The sequence below is a fragment of the Tsukamurella strandjordii genome (assembly GCF_039525985.1).
GTDB lineage: Bacteria > Actinomycetota > Actinomycetes > Mycobacteriales > Mycobacteriaceae > Tsukamurella > Tsukamurella strandjordii.
In genome coordinates, this window is the sequence record NZ_BAAAII010000008.1 from 204186 (window position 1) to 222368 (window position 18183).

Annotated in this window: 21 protein-coding genes and 3 tRNA genes; 11 read left to right on the plus strand and 13 right to left on the minus strand. The window is 67.5% G+C overall.

The genetic code is table 11. The features are described 5' to 3' along the window. The first annotated feature begins 51 nt into the window (after positions 1-51). The 4 genes from ABD108_RS15580 to ABD108_RS15595 all read left to right on the plus strand — a co-directional run bounded on the left by ABD108_RS15580 (position 52) and on the right by ABD108_RS15595 (position 4029). On the plus strand, positions 52-471 hold the full coding sequence (locus tag ABD108_RS15580) for an ArsR/SmtB family transcription factor (protein ID WP_224644788.1): 420 nt from the start codon (positions 52-54) through the stop codon (positions 469-471). Next, positions 468-2465, plus strand: a complete 1998-nt coding sequence (locus ABD108_RS15585) for a heavy metal translocating P-type ATPase (protein WP_224644787.1) — start codon at positions 468-470, stop codon at positions 2463-2465. Before ABD108_RS15580 ends, ABD108_RS15585 begins: the two co-directional genes overlap by 4 nt. A gap of 323 nt (positions 2466-2788) precedes the next feature. Further along, positions 2789-3559, plus strand: coding sequence for a hypothetical protein (locus tag ABD108_RS15590; protein WP_343930758.1), 771 nt, complete (start codon positions 2789-2791; stop codon positions 3557-3559). Between the two features lie 116 nt (positions 3560-3675). After that, positions 3676-4029 (plus strand): hypothetical protein, encoded by a 354-nt coding sequence (locus ABD108_RS15595; protein ID WP_068565106.1) that lies wholly within the window; start codon positions 3676-3678, stop codon positions 4027-4029. Positions 4030-4089: 60 nt separating this feature from the next. On the opposite strand, the gene ABD108_RS15600 is transcribed toward ABD108_RS15595, so the two are convergent. The 7 genes from ABD108_RS15600 to ABD108_RS15630 form a co-directional block, all read right to left on the minus strand. Then, complete coding sequence (locus tag ABD108_RS15600; protein WP_231857576.1) at positions 4090-4617, minus strand: GNAT family N-acetyltransferase; 528 nt, start codon at positions 4615-4617, stop codon at positions 4090-4092. Next, a complete protein-coding gene (locus tag ABD108_RS15605) occupies positions 4614-6035 on the minus strand; it encodes an FAD-dependent oxidoreductase (protein ID WP_068526158.1) in 1422 nt (473 codons plus the stop codon). Before ABD108_RS15605 ends, ABD108_RS15600 begins: the two co-directional genes overlap by 4 nt. A 105-nt stretch (positions 6036-6140) precedes the next feature. Then, positions 6141-6806: an arsenate reductase/protein-tyrosine-phosphatase family protein gene (locus ABD108_RS15610; RefSeq protein ID WP_068526159.1), complete on the minus strand. Its 666-nt coding sequence runs from the start codon at positions 6804-6806 to the stop codon at positions 6141-6143. A 43-nt stretch (positions 6807-6849) separates the two neighbouring features. Beyond that, positions 6850-7293 carry an arsenate-mycothiol transferase ArsC gene (locus ABD108_RS15615; protein WP_068526160.1) on the minus strand — a complete coding sequence of 148 codons (444 nt, stop codon included), beginning with the start codon at positions 7291-7293 and terminating at the stop codon, positions 6850-6852. Continuing rightward, entirely contained in the window at positions 7293-8408 is a 1116-nt protein-coding gene (arsB, locus tag ABD108_RS15620) for an ACR3 family arsenite efflux transporter (RefSeq protein WP_068526161.1), read from the minus strand. The genes ABD108_RS15615 and arsB overlap by 1 nt, the downstream gene beginning before the upstream one ends. Then, positions 8405-8779: an ArsR/SmtB family transcription factor gene (locus tag ABD108_RS15625; protein WP_068526162.1), complete on the minus strand. Its 375-nt coding sequence runs from the start codon at positions 8777-8779 to the stop codon at positions 8405-8407. The genes arsB and ABD108_RS15625 overlap by 4 nt, the downstream gene beginning before the upstream one ends. A 46-nt stretch (positions 8780-8825) precedes the next feature. Further along, on the minus strand, positions 8826-9215 hold the full coding sequence (locus tag ABD108_RS15630; RefSeq protein ID WP_068526163.1) for a heavy metal-responsive transcriptional regulator: 390 nt from the start codon (positions 9213-9215) through the stop codon (positions 8826-8828). A gap of 65 nt (positions 9216-9280) precedes the next feature. On the opposite strand from ABD108_RS15630, the gene merA reads away from it, so the two are divergent. From merA to ABD108_RS15645, 3 genes are read left to right on the plus strand one after another with little or no spacing between them, the layout of a single operon-like run. After that, positions 9281-10705: a mercury(II) reductase gene (gene merA / locus ABD108_RS15635; protein ID WP_068526164.1), complete on the plus strand. Its 1425-nt coding sequence runs from the start codon at positions 9281-9283 to the stop codon at positions 10703-10705. 38 nt (positions 10706-10743) lie between these two features. Beyond that, the gene (gene merB, locus ABD108_RS15640) at positions 10744-11406 is read left to right on the plus strand and encodes an organomercurial lyase MerB (RefSeq protein WP_074850279.1); all 663 of its coding nucleotides are present in this window, start codon (positions 10744-10746) and stop codon (positions 11404-11406) included. Then, positions 11403-11858 carry a hypothetical protein gene (locus tag ABD108_RS15645; RefSeq protein WP_224644782.1) on the plus strand — a complete coding sequence of 152 codons (456 nt, stop codon included), beginning with the start codon at positions 11403-11405 and terminating at the stop codon, positions 11856-11858. Before merB ends, ABD108_RS15645 begins: the two co-directional genes overlap by 4 nt. Positions 11859-12026: 168 nt before the next feature. Here ABD108_RS15645 and ABD108_RS15650 read toward each other — a convergent pair whose 3' ends face one another. Further along, positions 12027-12488, minus strand: a complete 462-nt coding sequence (locus ABD108_RS15650) for an ArsI/CadI family heavy metal resistance metalloenzyme (protein ID WP_068526166.1) — start codon at positions 12486-12488, stop codon at positions 12027-12029. Between the two features lie 95 nt (positions 12489-12583). On the opposite strand from ABD108_RS15650, the gene ABD108_RS15655 reads away from it, so the two are divergent. From ABD108_RS15655 to ABD108_RS15665, 3 genes are all read left to right on the plus strand, one after another. Next, positions 12584-12937 (plus strand): Rv2640c family ArsR-like transcriptional regulator, encoded by a 354-nt coding sequence (locus tag ABD108_RS15655; protein ID WP_343930759.1) that lies wholly within the window; start codon positions 12584-12586, stop codon positions 12935-12937. A 304-nt stretch (positions 12938-13241) separates the two neighbouring features. Beyond that, positions 13242-13613: a hypothetical protein gene (locus tag ABD108_RS15660; RefSeq protein WP_068526168.1), complete on the plus strand. Its 372-nt coding sequence runs from the start codon at positions 13242-13244 to the stop codon at positions 13611-13613. Next, positions 13610-14233, plus strand: a complete 624-nt coding sequence (locus ABD108_RS15665; protein WP_068570220.1) for a hypothetical protein — start codon at positions 13610-13612, stop codon at positions 14231-14233. Before ABD108_RS15660 ends, ABD108_RS15665 begins: the two co-directional genes overlap by 4 nt. Here ABD108_RS15665 and ABD108_RS15670 read toward each other — a convergent pair. Further along, positions 14208-15365: a hypothetical protein gene (locus tag ABD108_RS15670; protein ID WP_343930760.1), complete on the minus strand. Its 1158-nt coding sequence runs from the start codon at positions 15363-15365 to the stop codon at positions 14208-14210. The genes ABD108_RS15665 and ABD108_RS15670 overlap by 26 nt on opposite strands. A gap of 473 nt (positions 15366-15838) precedes the next feature. On the opposite strand from ABD108_RS15670, the gene ABD108_RS15675 reads away from it, so the two are divergent. Beyond that, positions 15839-17020, plus strand: coding sequence for an IS481 family transposase (locus ABD108_RS15675; RefSeq protein WP_343930761.1), 1182 nt, complete (start codon positions 15839-15841; stop codon positions 17018-17020). A gap of 47 nt (positions 17021-17067) precedes the next feature. Here ABD108_RS15675 and ABD108_RS15680 read toward each other — a convergent pair. The 4 genes from ABD108_RS15680 to ABD108_RS15695 all read right to left on the minus strand — a co-directional run bounded on the left by ABD108_RS15680 (position 17068) and on the right by ABD108_RS15695 (position 18177). Continuing rightward, positions 17068-17140 (minus strand) — tRNA-Ala (locus tag ABD108_RS15680). Positions 17141-17255: 115 nt separating this feature from the next. Then, positions 17256-17317: transfer RNA gene (locus tag ABD108_RS15685), tRNA-Ala, on the minus strand. Positions 17318-17336: 19 nt separating this feature from the next. Further along, positions 17337-17413 (minus strand) — tRNA-Ile (locus ABD108_RS15690). 53 nt (positions 17414-17466) lie between these two features. Further along, complete coding sequence (locus tag ABD108_RS15695) at positions 17467-18177, minus strand: DUF3566 domain-containing protein (RefSeq protein ID WP_343930762.1); 711 nt, start codon at positions 18175-18177, stop codon at positions 17467-17469. Between the last annotated feature and the right edge of the window lie 6 nt (positions 18178-18183).

The following is an 18183-nucleotide window of genomic DNA, read 5'->3' on the forward strand; positions in this document are numbered from 1 at the left end:
TGTTCCTCGCGGGAACTCGATTACACCACAGAATGCCGCTATCATCGCCGTATGACGATGAATGAGTGTTCGGTGGCGACCGGCGCACAGCTCGATCCCGCGGTCGCGTTGTTCCACAGCCTCTCCGACGGGACCCGGTTGGCGATCGCGACCCGGCTGGCCCACGGTGGTGAGGCGCGGGTGGCGGATCTGATGGCCGAGCTGGGTCTGGCGCAGTCGACGGTGTCGGCGCACGTGGCGTGCCTGCGGGACTGCGGGCTGGTGCAGGGCCGCCCGGAGGGCCGGCAGGTCTTCTACAGCCTCGCCCGCCCGGAGCTGATGGACCTGCTCGCGGCGGCGGAGACGCTGCTCGCGGCGACCGGCAACGCGGTGGCGCTGTGCCCGAACTACGGCACCGACAGCGCCTCCTGCTGCGGCCCGGACGCTGTCACGCCCGAGGAAGCTTCGGCGGCGAAGGTGGTGCGGGGATGAGCGACGCGTGCGGGTGCGGGCACGACGAGCCCGCCGGCGAGGACGAGCAGGCCCCTGAGCATTGGTGGCAGTTGCGGGAGCTGCAGGCCGCCGCGGCAGCGGCGGTGTTCCTGCTCGCCGCGTACATCGTCGGGTGGAGCGGCGGACCGCAGCGCGTGTCGCTGGTGCTGGAGTGGATCGCGCTGCTGATCGGCGGGTGGACCTTCGTCCCGTCCACGCTGCGGCGCCTGGCCAAGGGCAAGATCGGCGTCGGGACGCTGATGACGATCGCCGCCGTCGGCGCGGTGATCCTCGGCGAGGTCGGCGAAGCCGCGATGCTCGCCGTGCTGTTCTCCATCAGCGAGGGCCTCGAGGAGTACGCGGTCTCGCGGACCCGCCGCGGCCTGCGGGCGCTGCTCAACCTCGTCCCCGACACCGCGACCGTCCTGCGCGATGGCGCCCCGACCACCGTCTCCCCAGCCGAGCTGGCGGTCGGGGACCGGATGCTGGTCAAGCCCGGTGAGCGGATCGCCACCGACGGCCGGATCACCGACGGCCGGACCGCCCTGGACGTTTCGGCGATCACCGGCGAATCCGTGCCCGTCGAAGCCGGACCCGGCGACGAAGTGTTCGCCGGGTCGATCAACGGCACCGGCGCCCTCACCGTGGAGGTCACCACCACCGCGGAGAACAACTCGCTGGCCAAGATCGTGCAGATCGTCGAAGCCGAGCAGTCCCGCAAGGGCGACGCGCAGCGCCTGGCCGACACCATCGCCAAGCCCCTGGTGCCGGCGATCATGATCTTCGCCGCCGCGATCGCGATCCTCGGGTCCCTGCTCGGCGACCCCGCAACGTGGATCGAGCGGGCCCTGGTCGTGCTCGTCGCCGCCTCCCCGTGCGCGCTGGCGATCTCCGTCCCCGTCACCGTCGTCGCCGCGATCGGCGCCGCCAGCAAGATCGGCGTCCTGGTCAAGGGCGGCGCCGCCCTCGAAGCCCTCGGCCGCGTCCGCACCGTCGCCCTCGACAAGACCGGCACCCTGACCGCGAACCGCCCCGCCGTCGTCGACATCGCCACCACCACCACCGGAACCGGCGTCGAGTCGAATGCCCTCGGCTCGGGTGTCCGGTCGCCGGAACAGGACCGGGTGCTCGCCATCGCCGCGGCGCTCGAAGCACACAGCGAACACCCCCTGGCGCGGGCGATCCTCACCGCCAACGGTGACCACACCGTCGCGGCGGCAGAGGTGCAGGCCGTGCCCGGGGCCGGGCTGACCGGTCTCGTCGACGGGCGCCCCGCCCGGCTCGGCCGGCCCGGCTGGATCGACCCGGGCCCACTCGCAGCGCGGGTCGCGGCCATGCAAGCCAGCGGCGCCACCGCGGTCCTCGTCGAAGACGACGGACAGGTCATCGGGGCGGTCGCGGTCCGCGACGAGCTGCGTCCCGAAGCGGCCGAGGTCATCGACCACTTGCACAGCGGCGGCGCCACCGTCGCGATGCTCACCGGCGACAACTCCGCCACCGCCACCGCCCTGGCGCAGATCGCCGGTATCGACGACGTGCACGCCGACCTGCGGCCCGAGGACAAGGCCCGCATCATCGGCGAGCTCCGCAAGGACCGGTTCACCGCGATGGTCGGCGACGGCGTCAACGACGCCCCCGCCCTCGCCACCGCGGACCTCGGTATCGCCATGGGCGCCATGGGCTCGGACGTCGCGATCGAAACCGCCGACGTCGCGCTCATGGGCGAGGACCTGCGGACGCTGCCGCAGGCCCTCGATCACGCCCGCCGAGCCCGAACGATCATGCTGCAGAACGTGGCCCTGTCCCTCGCTCTGATCGCGATCCTCATCCCCCTCGCACTGTTCGGCGTCCTCGGCCTCGCCGCCGTCGTCGCCGTCCACGAACTCGCCGAGATCGTCGTCATCGCCAACGGCGTCCGCGCCGGCCGCGTCACCGCGCTCCCGCCTGCGCCCCAAGAAGCGCGCTCGGAGCCGGTGGTTCAGCAAGCGGCGTAACCCCACAGCGGACACGGGTCGTGCCTCGGAGCGCGTTACCGAGGCACGACCCGCACGGTCGCGGTGTACGGCCTCTGCTCGCGGATTTCGCTCCGGGCGGTGACCTGCACGGCGTCCCTTGGGAATCCGGGGGACGCCGAGGTTGTGCAGGCCGTCGTGCTCGGCTCTGGCGCCTGCGCTAGACATGCGTAGACTCCGGTCTGTTCGTTTGGGTTCGAGGGGATGCGCCTGGTATTTCGCGCGCGCATTTCGCACACCGCTCCTGCGAAGCAGTGCGCCACCGTCGAGCAACCTCCTACATAGTTACTGGCACGCTCGTACCAATGTCCCGGAGATCAGATCGCAACCGCACCCCCCGCCCGAAGCCCACGTCTTCCCCGCTCGATCACACGCCGCTGATCACGGCGCTGCGGCAGGTGGAGATCGCCGTCGACGGATTCAACCGCGAGGCCGCACGGATCGAGGCCGAGTACGGCATCGCGATCTATCCGGAGCGGGTGGGCAACATGCACACCGATCTGGCTCGCTACATCGAGGTCGCGATCGGCATCGTCGCACGCAAGCTGCCGGTCGCCGTGTACGGGGCGGATAGCCGGCGCTGGACAGGCCCCCAGTCCCCGCGGCAGGTGTTCGCCCTGTACGAGGCGGCCGGCGACAACACAGCCGACTACCTGACGCAGATGGCTCTCAACGCCGAGCGGATCAAGGCCAAGAAGGACGACCTCGACCGCAGCCTCAAGCAGAAGTGCCTGCGGCCGAAGACGAACGGGAAACCGTGTCAGATGCGGCCGCTGTACCAGGCCGGGGTCGGCCACCAAGAAGGCTTCGGCTGCTGGCGTCACGCCACCGACGAGGAGAAGCTCGAGCTCGAAAGGTCGCGAATCATCATTGAGGTCAAGACCGGTTGCCCCGGGTGCAAGGCCGGTCCCGGTGAGGCGTGCCTGATCCCCACCGAGGACGGCCTCACCCCCGCCCAGGCAGGCCTGACGATGGTCGACGGCGAGTGGCCCCGGGTGCGGGTCCTCGGCGGCGTCGAAATCCACGTCCCACGGATCGAACTGATCCATCCCCGCGTCCTCGAACCCGCCGGGTAAGTCACTGGTGGCGGCACCGCGAAACCAGGTCCGAAGACTGCTCACCCGGTAGCGGCCTAAATGAACACCACCTAGCGTTCGGGGCAGCGAGCCCTACGACGAGACGAGGAGTTCCCATGGCTAACGAGCCGAATGTCCAGCAACCGCAGGACGCCAACGATCCACCGTCGGAGACGGTGGTTGAGCTCGCGGACGGTATGCGCGGCCGGTGGGTGGTGGCATCCCAGGGATCTACGCACGTATGGGATCTGGACACGTTGACCTACACGCGCCGTCCCGGCCCCGCCAGCCCCTCGGGGGCGTTCGACTACGACGGCATCGCGCACCGGATCACGAGGGTGACCCGCTGGCCGCGTGTCGGTGATCAGTCGCTGGTCTGGTTCGACGATCCCGCGAGTCCCTTCGACACCGAGCAGTTCCGCCGCTCGTCGGTGATCGTGTCGATCACCCGCGCCCCAGAGGGGACGTAGAACGAAACCGGGCGACGGTTCCGAAGTCGGGGACGCCGGGTAAGTCCAGGTCGGCGGTAGTCAGCGTCGGCGTTCGATGCGAACCACGTCCCGCCAACGGCCGTCGCGTTGGCCGATGCGTTCGCGGGTGCCGACGGTGCGGAACCCGGCGCCCCGGTGCAGCGCCAGGCTGGCGTGGTTCTCGGGGAAGATTCCGGTCTGGATGGTCCACACCCCGGCAGCGTCGGCGGACTGGATGAGGGCCTGCAACAGCGCGGCTCCGATGCCCTGCCCGGCGTGGCCGGAGTCGACGTAGACGCTGTGCTCGATGACGCCGGCGTAGACGCAGCGCCCCGAGACGGGCGCCGCTGCAACCCACCCGGCGACCTGCCCACCTGGGGCGAGGGCGACGACGCGGTGCTCAGGTAGGTGTCGTTGGTCGAAGTCCGTCCAGCCGGGTGCGGCGGTTTCGAAGGTGGCGTTGCCGGTGTCCATGCCGGCTTGGTAAATCGCGAGGACCTGTGGCCCATGCTCGGGCCGCATCGCAACGATCGCCGGGTCCGCCGCTCGTGCGGCGGACCCGGTTGAGTCGTGGGGGCTGGTGGTCACCTGTTCAGGCTAAGGACGCTGCGCTGATGGTGCAGCTGGTGCTCGCGGACCCAGTTCTGGGCGGCGACCTGCACGGCGTCCCACGGGGACCCGAGGGGCGGGGTGTAGGACAGGTCGAGCTCGGAGAGGGCGTCGACGCTCATGCCGTGGTGCAGGGCGGTGGCGTAGGTGTCGACGCGCTTGGAGATCTCGGCCGTGCGGTGCCCGATGAGCTGGGCACCGAGTAGTGCGCCGGTGTTCTGGTCGCCGGTGATCCGGATGCTGATGGGGGTGGCACCCGGGTAGTAGGCCTTGTGATCGTCCGGTGTGGAGGTCGTCGACACCGGCACCCAGCCGCGGTCGGCGGCAAGGGCTTCGGTCTCTTTGAGGCCGGTGCGGGCGGCGACGAGGTCGAAGATCTTCACGACCTGGGTGCCGAGGGAGCCGGTGTAGCGGGCGGTGCCGCCGAGGGCGTTCTCGCCGGCGACGCGGCCCTGCTTGTGCGCGGTGGTGCCGAGCGGGAGCCAGGTGATGCCGAGCTGGCGGTGGTGGGTGTGCACGGCGTCGCCGGCGGCGAAGACGTCGGACAGATTGGTGCGCATCTGCTCGTCGACGGCGATCGTGTTCTTGATGCCGAGCTGCGCGCCCGCTGCGGCAGCGAGGTCGGTGTCGGGGCGCACGCCCACGACGACGAGCACGAGATCGGCGGTGAGGTGATCGCTCTGGCCGTCACTGCTGGTGGTGACGGTCAGGGCGCCGGTGTCGGTGCGGTCGACCGCGGTGACCAGGGTGTGGGTGCGGACGTCGACCCGGTTGCGGACCAGTTCATCGTGGACGAGGGCGCCGAGTTCGGGTTCGACAGTGGGGAGCACCTCAGGGAGGGCTTCGATCTGGGTGACGGTGATGCCGCGGGCAGTGAGACCTTCGGCCATTTCCAGGCCGATGTAGCCGGCGCCGATGATGATCGCGGTCTTCGGGTCCTTCGTGGTGAGGGTGTTCATCACGGCGAAGGTGTCGCCCATCGAGTGCAGCAGGTGCACGCCGTCGGCGGGGCCGAGGTGGTCGAGGCCGGTGATCGGCGGCCGCACGGACACAGCGCCGGTGCCGATGACGAGGACGTCGTAGTCGAGGTCCCGGGCGGCGCCGTCCGGGCCGGTGACGGTCAGGCGGTGTCCGGCCGGATCGATCGCGGTAGCTCTGGTGTCGGTGTGCACGGTCATGCCGGTGGCGGCGAGGTCGGCGGCGGTGCGGTGGGCGAGGTTGCTCCAGTGGGTGACCTCGCCGGAGACGTAGTACGGGATGCCGCAGATGGAGAAGTTCGGGTAGGCGTCGGCGACGACCACGGTGACCTCGCTGGTGGGGTCGAGTTCGCGGGCCCGCAGGGCGGCGGAGATCCCGGCGTCCGATCCGCCGATGGCGATGATCTTGCGTGCAGACATGGGGTGTCGGTTCCCTTCCAAGAACAGGCAAATGAGGTGTGAGCAGGCACAGCGGCACTGACGGCGGTGAGCGGGGCCGTCGAGCACGTCGATCAAAGGGGTGGGTCAGGTGATCGTGGGATGGAGCTCGGCGAGGAGGTCTTTGACGCGGCGGTCGAGGTCGTCACGGATCAGGCGGACGGTCTCGATGGGGTGGTTGTCGGGGTCGGCGACCTGCCAGTCCAGGTACCGCTTGCCCGGGTAGACCGGGCAGGCGTCGCCGCAGCCCATGGAGATCACCACGTCCGCGGCCGCGACCACGTCGTCGGTGAGAGGCTTGGGAAACTCAGCGGCCAGGTCGAGCCCGACCTCGGTCATGGCCTGCTCGACGATCGGGTTGATCACCGCAGCAGGCAGCGACCCGGCGGAGCGTACGTGCACCGCCCCGGCCGCGTGGTGTGTCAGGAGCGCGGCAGCCATCTGCGAGCGGCCCGCGTTGTGGACGCAGATGAACAGCACCTCGGGCACGGTCTTGGTGCTCGCACCGGTCGACTGCGCCAGGGCGGCGAGACGCTCGGCGGCGAACCGGCCGGCGAGAGTCACCAGGTGAGTGTGGATGCGGGCGGTGCGCCGCAGCGCGGTGTAGGACTCGAAGACGACCCGTTCGACGGTCTGCTCGGAGACGATCCCGCGGTACTGGGCGGCGAGCCGCTCCGCGGTCCGCGCCAGCAGGGCCTGGGGCATCAGCAGTTCCGGTGTTCCGGCCGACTCGGTCGTGGCGTTGGCGTTCATCCGACTTTCTCCCGCTTCTCGGGCTTCCCGGCCTGCTCGGTCGCTACCGGGTGGTGAGTTCGGCTGCCAGCGCGGTGACGCGGGCGGCGATGTCGTCGCGCACGAGGCGCATCCGCTCGATCCCGTCGATGCCCCGCTCCGACGGCTCGTCGGTATCCCAGTTGACCAACGCGACACCGTCCGGGGTGTCGACGACGGCTTCCCGGCCGAGAGTGACCACCAGGTCCACCCGGGCGAGCAGCGCCGGGTCGATCGGTTTCGGGGTCTCGCCGGTGATGTCGACACCGACCTCAGCCAGCGACTCGGCGGACAGGCCGTTGACCACGGAGCCGGGCTTGGTGCCGGCCGAGTGCACCTCGACGGCATCGCCGACGGTCTTGCGCATCAGGCCGGCGGCCATCTGGGACTTGCCGCCGTTCTTCACGCACACGAACAACACGCTCGGCGTGGCCGATTCGGTGTCGGCGGTGATCGTATTGTCGGACATCAGTTCACACTCCTGGACGGATCCGCGGTCGCGGCGGTGGAGGACGGGGTCAGCGGGAAGCGCTTGCGCAGGGCCAGCGAGACATAGACCAGGCCGACCAGGACGGGGACCTCGATGAGCGGCCCGACGACGCCCGCGAGGGCTTGGCCGGAGGTGGCGCCGTAGGTGGCGATCGCGACGGCGATGGCGAGCTCGAAGTTGTTGCCGGCGGCGGTAAACGCGAGCGTGGTGGTGCGCTCGTAGCCGAGTCCCATGACGGCGCCGAGCAGGTACCCGCCGCCCCACATCACGGCGAAGTACACCAGCAGCGGCAGGGCGATACGGGCGACGTCCCACGGGCGGGAGGTGATCTGCTCGCCCTGCAGGGCGAACAGGATGACGATGGTGAACAGCAGCCCGTAGAGGGCACATGGTCCGATCCGGGGGAGGAACTTCGTTTCGTACCAGTCGCGGCCCTTGGTCTTCTCTCCGATTCGGCGGGAGAGGTAGCCGGCGAGGAGCGGGATGCCGAGGAAGATCAGCACGGATTTGGCGATCTGCCAGGGCGAGGTGCTGATGGTGGTCTGTTCGAGGCCGAGCCAGCCGGGCAGGATCGAGAGGTAGAACCAGCCGAGGACGGCGAACATGATCACCTGGAACACCGAGTTCAGCGCCACGAGGACGGCTGCGGCTTCGCGGTCGCCGCAGGCGAGGTCGTTCCAGATGATCACCATGGCGATGCACCGGGCGAGGCCGACGATGATTAGGCCGGTGCGGTACTCGGGCAGGTCGGGCAGGAAGATCCAGGCGAGTGCGAACATCAGCGCCGGGCCCAGGATCCAGTTCAGGAAGAGGGAGCCGAGCAGGAGCTTGCGGTCGCCGGTGACGGTGTCGAGGCGGTCGTAGCGGACCTTCGCCAGCACCGGGTACATCATGATCAACAGGCCCAGGGCGATCGGCAGCGAGACACCGTCGACCTGGATCTTCTCCAGCGCGGTGTTCAGCCCGGGGATCATCCGGCCGAGCAGCAGGCCGGCGACCATGGCGACACCGATCCACACCGGCAGGAACCGGTCGAGGGTGGAGAGCTTGCCGACGACCGGCTGATGCTCAGTCGTCGGGGCGGGGCTGGTCACGAAAGAACCTCCAACGAGATGGCGGGGTCACCGGACTGCAGGATCCCGGCGAGCGAGGACAGGACTTCGGGGATGACGCGGTAGTACACCCACGAGGCGCGGCGCTCGGACTCGAGCAGGCCTGCGGTCTTGAGGACCTTGAGGTGGTGCGAGATCGTCGGTTGCGAGACGTCCACCGCCGGCGAGATGTCACACACGCAAGCCTCGCCTCCCTCGTGGCTGGCGATCAGGCTGAACAGGCGCAGCCGGACCGGGTCGGCCAGGGCCTTGAACACCGCCGCGAGGTCGACGGACTGCCCCTCCGACAGAGGCTCACGGACCAGCGGTGAGCACCGCACGGTCACATCGGTCAACGGAATCGAATTCGACACATATCAATATTGACAGATATCGATGTTGGACACAAGCGTGTCTGGGTTATAGGTAGCGACAGATATCTTCGCTAGCGCACGACTTCGGATCGGTGTGTTCGGCAGCTTGGCGTAGGTGGGTGATGTTGTCGCGCAGTGCGATCAGTTCCGCGATCTGTTGATCGAGGTGGTGGATCGACCTGTCTAGCTGGTCGCGTACGTGATCACATGGGGCTTGGCCGGTGCCGCGTATGTCGATGATTCTTTTGACTTGCGCGAGAGTGAGTGCCGCCGCCTGCCCCCTCTTGATGAATTGCACGATGCCGATGGCGTCGGGGGTGTAGTTGCGGTATCCACCGGCGGTACGTCCCGGTTCAGGGAGGAGCCCCGCTTCCTCGTAGTACCGCAGCGTCGATGGCGTGGCGCCAGATTTGCGGGCGAGTTCTCCGATCCGCATCGGGTCCTCCCTGTCCGGATTCTGGGCTTGACCTTCAAGGGTACTGGAGGGTTGATGATGGTGACATGAGTGAAGAGTTTGATCTTGCGATCGTTGGTTCGGGTGCTGCAGCGATGGCGGCGGCGATCCGCGCAACAGCCATGGGCAAGTCCGTGGTGATGATCGAGCGAGGCACTTTCGGCGGCACCTGTGTGAATACCGGTTGCGTGCCGTCGAAGGCGTTGATCGCCGCGGCGCAGGCACAGCACACGGTCTCTGATGCTGGCCGGTTCCCGGGGGTCGGTGCGACCGCCGTGCCGGTAGATATGGCCGCCCTGGCGGCGGGGACACGGCGCTTGGCAGAGTCGATGCGGTCAGAGAAGTACGTTGCCGTTGCGGACTCGTACGGCTGGCGCCGCGTCCAGGGTGCGGCCGCGTTCGCGGGAACGCGGGCAGCGCCATCGCTGGTGGTCACAGCTCCCGATGGGACTACCGAGACGATAATTGCTCGACGGTACTTGGTGGCAACAGGGGCCCAACCGTCGATTCCGTCGATTCCCGGACTCAATCTGGTCGACTACCTGACGTCGACGACCGCGATGGAGTTGACCGCAGTCCCGGAATCACTCCTAGTGATCGGCGGCGGGTTCATCGCGCTCGAGCAGGCGCAACTCTTCGCGCGACTGGGGGCGAAGGTAACCGTTTTGGTGCGGTCCAGGATCGCTTCGGCCGAAGATGCTGACGTCGCAGATGCTCTCCTGGAAGCGCTCGCTGACGAGCACATCGAGGTAGTGCAGCTCGCGACCGCGACCTCGGTCGACACCGAGGCGGGTGAGGTCGTCGTGACCGCCTCCAGCCCTGGTGGACAAGGCGACTTCCGTGCGGCGAAGCTGCTCGTCGCGACGGGCAGAACCCCGAATACTAGAGGTTTGAATCTGGAGACGGTTGGAGTCGACACGAGCACCAGCGGCGCGATCCTCGTGTCGAATCAGCTCAGAACATCAAACCCGCGTGTGTGGGCAGCGGGCGATGTGACCGGCCATCCCGAGTTCGTCTATGTCGCAGCCGCGCAAGGCACAACGGTCGCCGACAACATGTTCGGACAGACCCCGCGGTCGTTGGACTACACGCACCTGCCGCGCGTGATGTTCACCAGTCCGGCAATCGGGAGCGTCGGTATGACCGAGACGCAGGCCCTCGCAAGCGGAATCCGGTACACGAGCTCGCTTCTTCCGCTCACTCACGTACCCCGGGCCCAAGTTGACCGAGATACCCGAGGCTTCATCAAGCTCATCGCAGACTCCGATAGTCATCGAGTCCTCGGAATTTCGGCGGTCGCGAATAGTGCCGGCGAGATCGCCGCCGCTGGGGTCTACATCCTCGAAGCAAGGATGACCGTCGAGCAGGTCGCCCGGACATGGGCGCCCTACCTGACCATGGCCGAGGGCATCAAAATCGCCGCACAATCCTTCAGCACCGACATCGCCCAGCTCTCCTGCTGCGCTTCCTAATTCCTGATTCCACCGATCCGCAAGCGAAGTCCCAGACAATGACCAATCCACTCGATCGACTCATCACCCCCGAGGGGTCCGGCCTCGATCCGGCAGTCCTGGTTCCCCTACTCAGGCTCCTCTCCAAGGGAAACCCCGTCAGCGTAGAGGACTTAGCAGCTGCGGCCGGACTGTCGGAACCCGATGTACGGGAACGACTCCAATCCGTTTCCGACACCGAATACGACGATCGCGACCAAATAGTCGGGCAAGGACTGACCCTCCGTCCGACCCCGCATCGGTTCACCGTCGCAGGTCACGAACTGTTCACGTGGTGCGCACTCGACACCCTGATCTTCCCCACACTCCTAAACCAGTCAGCCACCATCGAGTCGACCTCACCCGCGAGCGGTCAAACGATCAGAATCTCTGTCACGGCAGACACCGTGACCAGCATCGAACCCGACACCGCAGTGCTATCGCTCGTCGACCCCGATGACCTCAGCTCGCTTCGAACGTCGTTCTGCAACCAAGTGCACTTCTTCGCCTCCCCACACGATGCCCAAACGTGGACGCGCGAAAATCCCGGCAACCAACTCCTCGACATCACCCACGCGCACGCCCTCGGGAAAGCTCTCGCTGAACAAGCGCTCATCAGCCCGGACACAGCCCGACAGGCCGGATGCTGCTCGCCGGATCAGCACGAAGGAACCGCCCAATGACCAACACAGTGAAATCGCCCCTCGCACGCAGGACAAGAGAGATCGGCCGATGGGGCACCGCCGCCCGGACAGTGATCGGTGCCGCTTTCGTGGGAGCCGGGATCATCATCGGACCTTCCACAATCGACTTCATCATCGCGGTCGCACTGGTCCCTGCCGCGATCACCCTCGCGGTTGTACTTCGGGGTCGTGATTCGGCACCACTGCGGGTCACAGGCGCGTGGGCCATGGCCACTAACACGCTGGTCTTCTTCGCGTTCTTCGCGCTCACCCCGCCGGCGGCAGCAACGTTCTACGGGCTTTCCATGCTGCTCGCCGCTAGCCGCGGGCTCGCAGCCTGCGAAGTGATGGCGGCATCGAACGTGATCCTCAACCGAAACGACCAAGTCGGTTGCCCTGTCTTTACCCCGATCGACCGCATCGAGGGATTCCACCCACGCGACTGCGCCTAACCGCAGATGCCTCTCCTCCAGCGCAGCCTCCGCCCAGGGGGACGCCGACCGCGAGAACCAGCCGGTACAGCGCAGTGCGGCCCGCTACTGCGTTTCGCGCCAGCGCTCTCTGGTAACCGCGTCGATGGCCGCCACCCGAAGCGGTGACGGCCATCGATCGAGGGCGGACTAGCAGCAGTTCGCCGCCGCAGGGGTGCAGCACGCGGCCGGCGTCGCTTCGGAGTCCTCGGCTGTCGTCGCCGGAGTGTGTCCGCCGTCGAAGGTCTCGGCGTCAGCGAGGACGGTGTAGACCTCCCAACGCTCGGCGTCGGGGGCGGTGACCCAGACCTTGTCCTGGGTGGCGAAGCAACAGGTGGCGCCGATCTCCTCCTCGGTGAACAGCTGCTCCTCGGTGAGGCGGGCGATCTCAGCGTGCACCTTGTCGCTGGAGTCCACCTCGACGCCGAGATGGTTGATGCTGCCGCCCTGGCCGGGGTTCTCCAGCAGGACCAGCTTGAGCGCCGGGTCGGCGACGGCGAAGTTGGCGTAACCGGGCTTGACCTTCGCCGGGCCCGTGCCGAACAGCTTGGTGTAGAACGCGATCGACTGATCGAGGTCATCGACATTGAGGGCGAGCTGGACGCGGGACATGAGAACCTCCGAGGCTTCGACATACATCTAACTGTTGCTCGTTCAGTTCTAGACCACGCTTTGACATATGTCAACGAGTAGGTAGATTGAAGCGTATGCCCAAGACGCTCCCCGTCGTCGACATCAGCGCCCCGATCTGCTGTGCTCCGCTGGCCGCCGGCGTGATGGACGAGGCCGCGGCACTCGAGCTCGCCCTGCGCCTCAAGGCCCTCGCCGACCCGGCCCGGATCCAGCTGATCTCGATCCTCATGGCCGCACGTCCAGGCGAAATCAGCACCGGCGACCTCGCCGACACGGTGGGCCTGTCGTCGGCGACCGTCAGTCACCACCTGAGCCAGCTCAAGAAGGCCGGCCTCGTCAGCTCCGAGCGGCGCGGGATCAACAACTTCTACCGGGCCGAACCTGACTCCCTTGAAGCGCTCCGGGCCGTCCTGGCCACGTGCTGCTAGCGCGAACGCGCCTCTCGCGCGCAGGTAGTGGCTGCACGACACCGTCGCGAGGCTCCCCGGCACAGCACCAGCACGATCGCCTGCGGCAGGATCGACACGCGTGGACCACATCGAGCAGCAGCTAGAGCAACAGCTCCGCGAACGCGGCATCCCCCTCACTGCGGCTGAGTTCCTCCGCGCCGTCCTCGAAGCCCTCGACGACGGCGCTTCCGTGCCTTAGCGGGACAGCGGTCGGCACGAGGAACATGCGCTGTAATCCGCAGTACCAGTGACTGTTCGGTCCTTGACTGCTAAAATCAGCAGTATGCTTCCCACGGGTCCCCGGACGATCGACAGCTTCCGCCGGATCACCATCCCAGCGAAGGTGGCGAAGGCGTCCGGAGTGCGGCAGCCTTCGTGGGTCCGGATCGGTGTCGTCGCCGACCAGAGGATCGTCGAGATCATTCCCACTCGCGGCCCGCGCGGGACGAAGCCGTCCGTACGAGGTAACCCGGATCGTCCGCGGCGGCTGCGGACGTCGCGACAGATCGCGCTGCCGGCGGCGGTCCTCGACTCGGTCGGTCTGGACATTGGGAGCGTCGTGGCGTTCCTGGCCCTGGAGGACCGCATTCATCTGTTCGCCGCGTCGCGGGTCATCGCGCCGGAGCCCGCGCCCGTGGGAGAGGAAGACCAGTGACGGCGCGGCGACGTACCCGGTCAATCCACGCAGAGGCGGGTCAGCTCCCCCTGTTCGACGTCCCTGCCGTCGCGCCGGCGGATCTGGTCGACCCGGCCGTGGTCGCAGCTGCGGAGCTCGTCCTCGATCGCTCAGTGTCGGTGTTGCCACGGACCGAACTGTCGGGGCTTCGCGGGTATCCGGTGGTCCGATGGTCGCCGAGCATCGCCGAACGGATGTCGGCCGGGGCGGGACCGATGCTCGACGCGCAGGTCCTCGAGCTGTGGGAGATGTGCCCGGCGGAAGGCGCTGGCGCGCCGCCAGCGGCACCGTTGAGCATCGTCGGGTTCGTCGCCACCGGGCAGTGGAAGAGGGCCCTGTACGTCGCCAGCGAACTTCGCGGGTTCGGGGAAACCGTGGTGCTGACCGAGCGGCGCCCCACGGCGCTGAGCTTGACGGCGGCGGACCTCGCCGACGTGAGTGTCGTGCATACCTCTCACGCCGGCGAGGAACTGCTGGTGCGGGGATCGAAGGTCGCCGATCCGCCGCGGATCGTCGCGGTGCGGTACTGGGAGGAGCGGCTCTTCGCTCACGCCCTCGCGACAGGGGTGTCGATCACGCCGCAGCCGGCTCCGGCGTAGCGCCGATCCACGCGGACAGGGCTCGTTTACGTTTCCAGTCCCCGCCGGTGAGCTGCTCGATCTCGATGTTGCTCTCGTGGGCGGCCTCGCACATCGCCGTCCACGCCTGCGGGCCGTTGTGCGCGGCGATAGCGGTGGCCAATCCGCGACCGAGCATCGCGACCGCGGAGACCGAATGGGAGAACGCTGCTGCCTTCGGGATGTCGGCGGTGCGGATCCAGGTCAGGTCCCGCCCACCGCAGAGTGCGCAGTCGCAGCACCACGCGGCGTGGGACTCGTCCTTGAGGTAGTGCCGCTCGAACGCGGTCAGCGACGTGTACGCCAGCAGCTCCGGGAGGATGAACGACACCGACCCGCTGCTGCCGCCCCCGCCGATGTCGGGGTAGATATGCCGGTACGTCGTCGACGAACCCAGCGCCGCGCCCGCGGCGCCGTACGCCAGCGCCCCCAATCCCGCCGTGTCACTGCGCAGTAGCAGCACCGGGACATCTGCCGTGAGGACGTGCACCAGCCCGGTCACGACGTTCGTCCGGTCGAACGGGTCGTCGGTGTCCTCGACCATCAACGCCACGGGGATGCCGTGCGCGTTGATCTCAGACCGGAGCGAATCGGCGGCGTGCGAGAGCCACCAGCTCGCGATCGGCAGCGCCGCGATCACCTGTCCACCGAAGCGGGCCGCCGTCTTCAAGGTGGTCCGCAGCCCGGCGGTGTCGCCCTTGGCCACATAGCCGGAATCGGTCAATGCCCACGTCAGGCCCGCGCTACGTTGCACGGTGATCCAGTCGCGGGTCGGCTCCGCCGTCGCCATCTTCCGCTGCCGGCCGCTGTAGAGGTTCGCGTCGAGCAGCAAGGCTGCGTCGGGGCACTTCTTGCGGGTCTGATCCGCCGCGGTCCTCGCAACCGCGGAGCGGTGGGTCCGGGACTGCCACGGCACGGTGAAAACCGCGCCGACACCCTCCGCCGCGATCAGAGCGCGAGTCGGGTCGATCAAGGTCGTCGGGACCTGAACGAACAGGTCCGTCGACATTCCCTCAAGCCGGTGCTGCCCGACCTGAATGGGCCGGGCCTCACCTGTCCGTTCAGTGCTGGTGGAATCGGTAGTGCGATCAGAGTCGCAACTGTCGTTGGTCAACGGTGCCTCCTCAAGGCGTTGTGGATGAGCCACCACGCCGAGGTCCGCATCGCTCGCCCACACCTACCGTTCCGGTGTTTGGCGAACCCGCGCACACCGTCTACCATCGGAGTCGTCATCCAAAGACATTCGCAACGGTCACGGTATCGAGGGCTCGCGCCCTCGGAGCGGTGATTCAGTTGTTCAGCGGAGCCCGGTTCGTCTGCAAACGAGCCGGGCTTCAGCTGTCTCTATTCTAGAGCCTGAACATGACAGGTCTCGGGACGTCGTCACCTCTACGTCACCTATGGCCCTACCGACGCGAGGAGCCCCCAGGCCGGTGGCCTTGGGGGCTCCTCGCTGATGACATCGTCAGCAATTCAACATATCTGTGGAGGCTAGGGTGTCTGGGTTCACGACATGTGTCACAGGTGATACGTCGCTGATGAGTCGCGACATACGTCACCCCCACCCGTGCACGAGAGTCACCAAGCATGTCCCGCGCTCGCGTCGCCGTGTTGAAAGTGATCACCAAGCAGCTGTCAGTCACCGACGCCGCACAGCAGTACGGCTACTCACGCCGCCAACTCCAACGCCTCCTGGCCCGCTACCGCACCGACGGCCTCGACGCGGTCGAACCACGCTCCAGGCGCCCGAGATCCAACGCACGAGCCACGCCGGAGACGGTGCGCGAGAAGATCATCGAACTTCGCCGCAGCCTCACCGCCCGCGGCCTCGACGCCGGCCCCATCACCATCGCCTGGCACCTCGAACAAGACGGTCTCACAGCACCATCGACATCGACGATCCGCCGCATCCTGCACGCGGCAGGACTCGTCACGCCAGAACCACGCAAACGACCGAAAAGCTCCTACCTGCGGTTCGAAGCCGCCCAGCCGAACGAAACCTGGCAATCCGACTTCACCCACTGGCGTCTTGCCGACGGCACCGACATCGAAATCCTCAACTGGCTCGACGACCACTCCCGCTACCTGCTGTCCTGCACCGCCCACCGACCGGTAACCGGCGACGACGTCGTCAACACCTTCCTGGCCGCAGTCGAGCGACACGGTGCGCCCGCCTCGACCCTCACCGACAACGGCCGCGTCTACACCGCCCGGTTCGGCGGCGGCCGCAACGCCTTCGAATACCTGCTGCCGATCCTCGGAGTGAAACAGAAGAACGGCTCCCCCGGCCACCCACAAACCCAGGGCAAGACCGAACGCTTCCACCAGACCCAGAAGCGTTACCTCGCCGCCCAACCAGCCGCTCGAAATCTGCCTGAACTGCAGAAACAACTCGACGACCTCCGAGAGCACTACAACGAGAAACGCCCCCACCGAGCCCGCGACCGGACCACCCCCGGCACCGCCTACCGCGCCACCCCGAAAGCACTCCCGGCCGCACCTCGCCCCGCCGGGCACTACCGCGTGCGCTACGACCACGTCGACATACGCGGGAAGATGAGCTTCCGGCACGCCGGCAGAATGCGTCACCTCGGCATCGGAGTCGAACACGGCCGCAAACGCGTCATCGCCGTCGCCGACGACCACACCGTCATCGTGATCCACCTCGACACCGGCCAGGTCATCGCATCAAACGACATCCAGCCCGACAAGGCCTACTGGCGTAACACGCAGAAAGCCCCCGGCCGATGGCCGGGAGCTTCCTCGTGACACATGTCGCGACTCATGTGTGACACATGTCGCGACTCATCACACTGTGGAGGCTAGGGGATTCGAACCCCTGACCCTCGCCTTGCAAAGGCGATGCTCTACCAACTGAGCTAAGCCCCCGTGTGTGGTTGTGCACCCATTGCTGGGCACCGTCCCCACCGCCAAACTACGACCTCGTGGTGGACATGTCCACCACAGCATCCCTGCTGGTCAACCCCTCACCGAGCCTGTCAGCTGGAGATAAGATGCGAACTCCTGACATCCGCCTTGCAAAGGCGGCGCTCTACCAACTGAGCTAAGGCCCCGAGTGGGGGTGTGGTGGGCCTAGGAGGACTTGAACCTCCGACCTCTTCGTTATCAGCGAAGCGCTCTAACCGCCTGAGCTATAGGCCCGTGAACCGAGGTCAAAGATTACCAGTGCACCCCGGTTCCAACAAAATCGCTGGTCAGTCCCTATCTGCGAGGGTCACCTCGACGCCGCCCACGAGGTCGGCGCAGAGGTTGTAGATGAACGCGCCCACGGTGGCGAGCGCGGTCAGCAGCACCACGTTCGCCAGCCCCACGAGGCTCGAGTACAGGAAGACGTCGCCCGCGGTGAGGATCGACGATCCGGCCTGCTCGTTCACGAGCGTCTGGAAGCTGTCGTTGATCTTCGACCACACGCCCATCCCGTTGAGGATCACGTAGAGCGCGCCCACGGCGATCATCCACACGAAGAACAGAACCACGGACACCACACCGGCCAGCTTGAACGTGGTCCACGGATCGATGGACCGCAGCTGCATCGCGGCCCGCACGGGTCCCGTGGCCGCCTGGGTCTTCACCCCGGCGGCGCGGGCGGGCGTGCTGCCCACGGTGTGCAGGTTCGACGGTGCGGGCTCCGCCGCGGCCTCCGGCTGGGCCGGGGCGTCCGCGGGCGGTGCCGGCGGCGGCGTGGTGGCCACGGGAGCCGTGGCCGCCTCCGCCGTCGTCACATGGTGGATCTTGTCGAGGTCGGGCAGATCCTTGGGCAGCTCATTCCGCTCCACGCCCTCGGTGGGCGCGTCGATGACGCGGCCGAGATCGGTATCGCGTCGCGGGATCCGGACGGGCTGTCGACCCGCCTGCTCCGGCCCGGGCTCACTGGGCTGCCCGGGGCCGGTTCCAGGGGTACTCACATGCGC

Bases quoted from the DNA above. Each gene is read 5' to 3' on its own strand.
- merB (WP_074850279.1), top strand. From the start codon at position 10,744: ATGACCAATCCACTCGATCGACTCATCACCCCCGAGGGGTCCGGCCTC.
- ABD108_RS15675 (WP_343930761.1), top strand. From the start codon at position 15,839: ATGTCCCGCGCTCGCGTCGCCGTGTTGAAAGTGATCACCAAGCAGCTG.
- merA (WP_068526164.1), top strand. From the start codon at position 9,281: ATGAGTGAAGAGTTTGATCTTGCGATCGTTGGTTCGGGTGCTGCAGCG.
- ABD108_RS15660 (WP_068526168.1), top strand. From the start codon at position 13,242: ATGCTTCCCACGGGTCCCCGGACGATCGACAGCTTCCGCCGGATCACC.
- ABD108_RS15590 (WP_343930758.1), top strand. From the start codon at position 2,789: ATGTCCCGGAGATCAGATCGCAACCGCACCCCCCGCCCGAAGCCCACG.
- ABD108_RS15615 (WP_068526160.1), bottom strand. From the start codon at position 7,293: ATGTCCGACAATACGATCACCGCCGACACCGAATCGGCCACGCCGAGC.
- ABD108_RS15595 (WP_068565106.1), top strand. From the start codon at position 3,676: ATGGCTAACGAGCCGAATGTCCAGCAACCGCAGGACGCCAACGATCCA.
- ABD108_RS15585 (WP_224644787.1), top strand. From the start codon at position 468: ATGAGCGACGCGTGCGGGTGCGGGCACGACGAGCCCGCCGGCGAGGAC.
- ABD108_RS15605 (WP_068526158.1), bottom strand. From the start codon at position 6,035: ATGTCTGCACGCAAGATCATCGCCATCGGCGGATCGGACGCCGGGATC.
- ABD108_RS15630 (WP_068526163.1), bottom strand. From the start codon at position 9,215: ATGCGGATCGGAGAACTCGCCCGCAAATCTGGCGCCACGCCATCGACG.
- ABD108_RS15645 (WP_224644782.1), top strand. From the start codon at position 11,403: ATGACCAACACAGTGAAATCGCCCCTCGCACGCAGGACAAGAGAGATC.
- ABD108_RS15610 (WP_068526159.1), bottom strand. From the start codon at position 6,806: ATGAACGCCAACGCCACGACCGAGTCGGCCGGAACACCGGAACTGCTG.
- ABD108_RS15650 (WP_068526166.1), bottom strand. From the start codon at position 12,488: ATGTCCCGCGTCCAGCTCGCCCTCAATGTCGATGACCTCGATCAGTCG.
- ABD108_RS15580 (WP_224644788.1), top strand. From the start codon at position 52: ATGACGATGAATGAGTGTTCGGTGGCGACCGGCGCACAGCTCGATCCC.
- ABD108_RS15655 (WP_343930759.1), top strand. From the start codon at position 12,584: ATGCCCAAGACGCTCCCCGTCGTCGACATCAGCGCCCCGATCTGCTGT.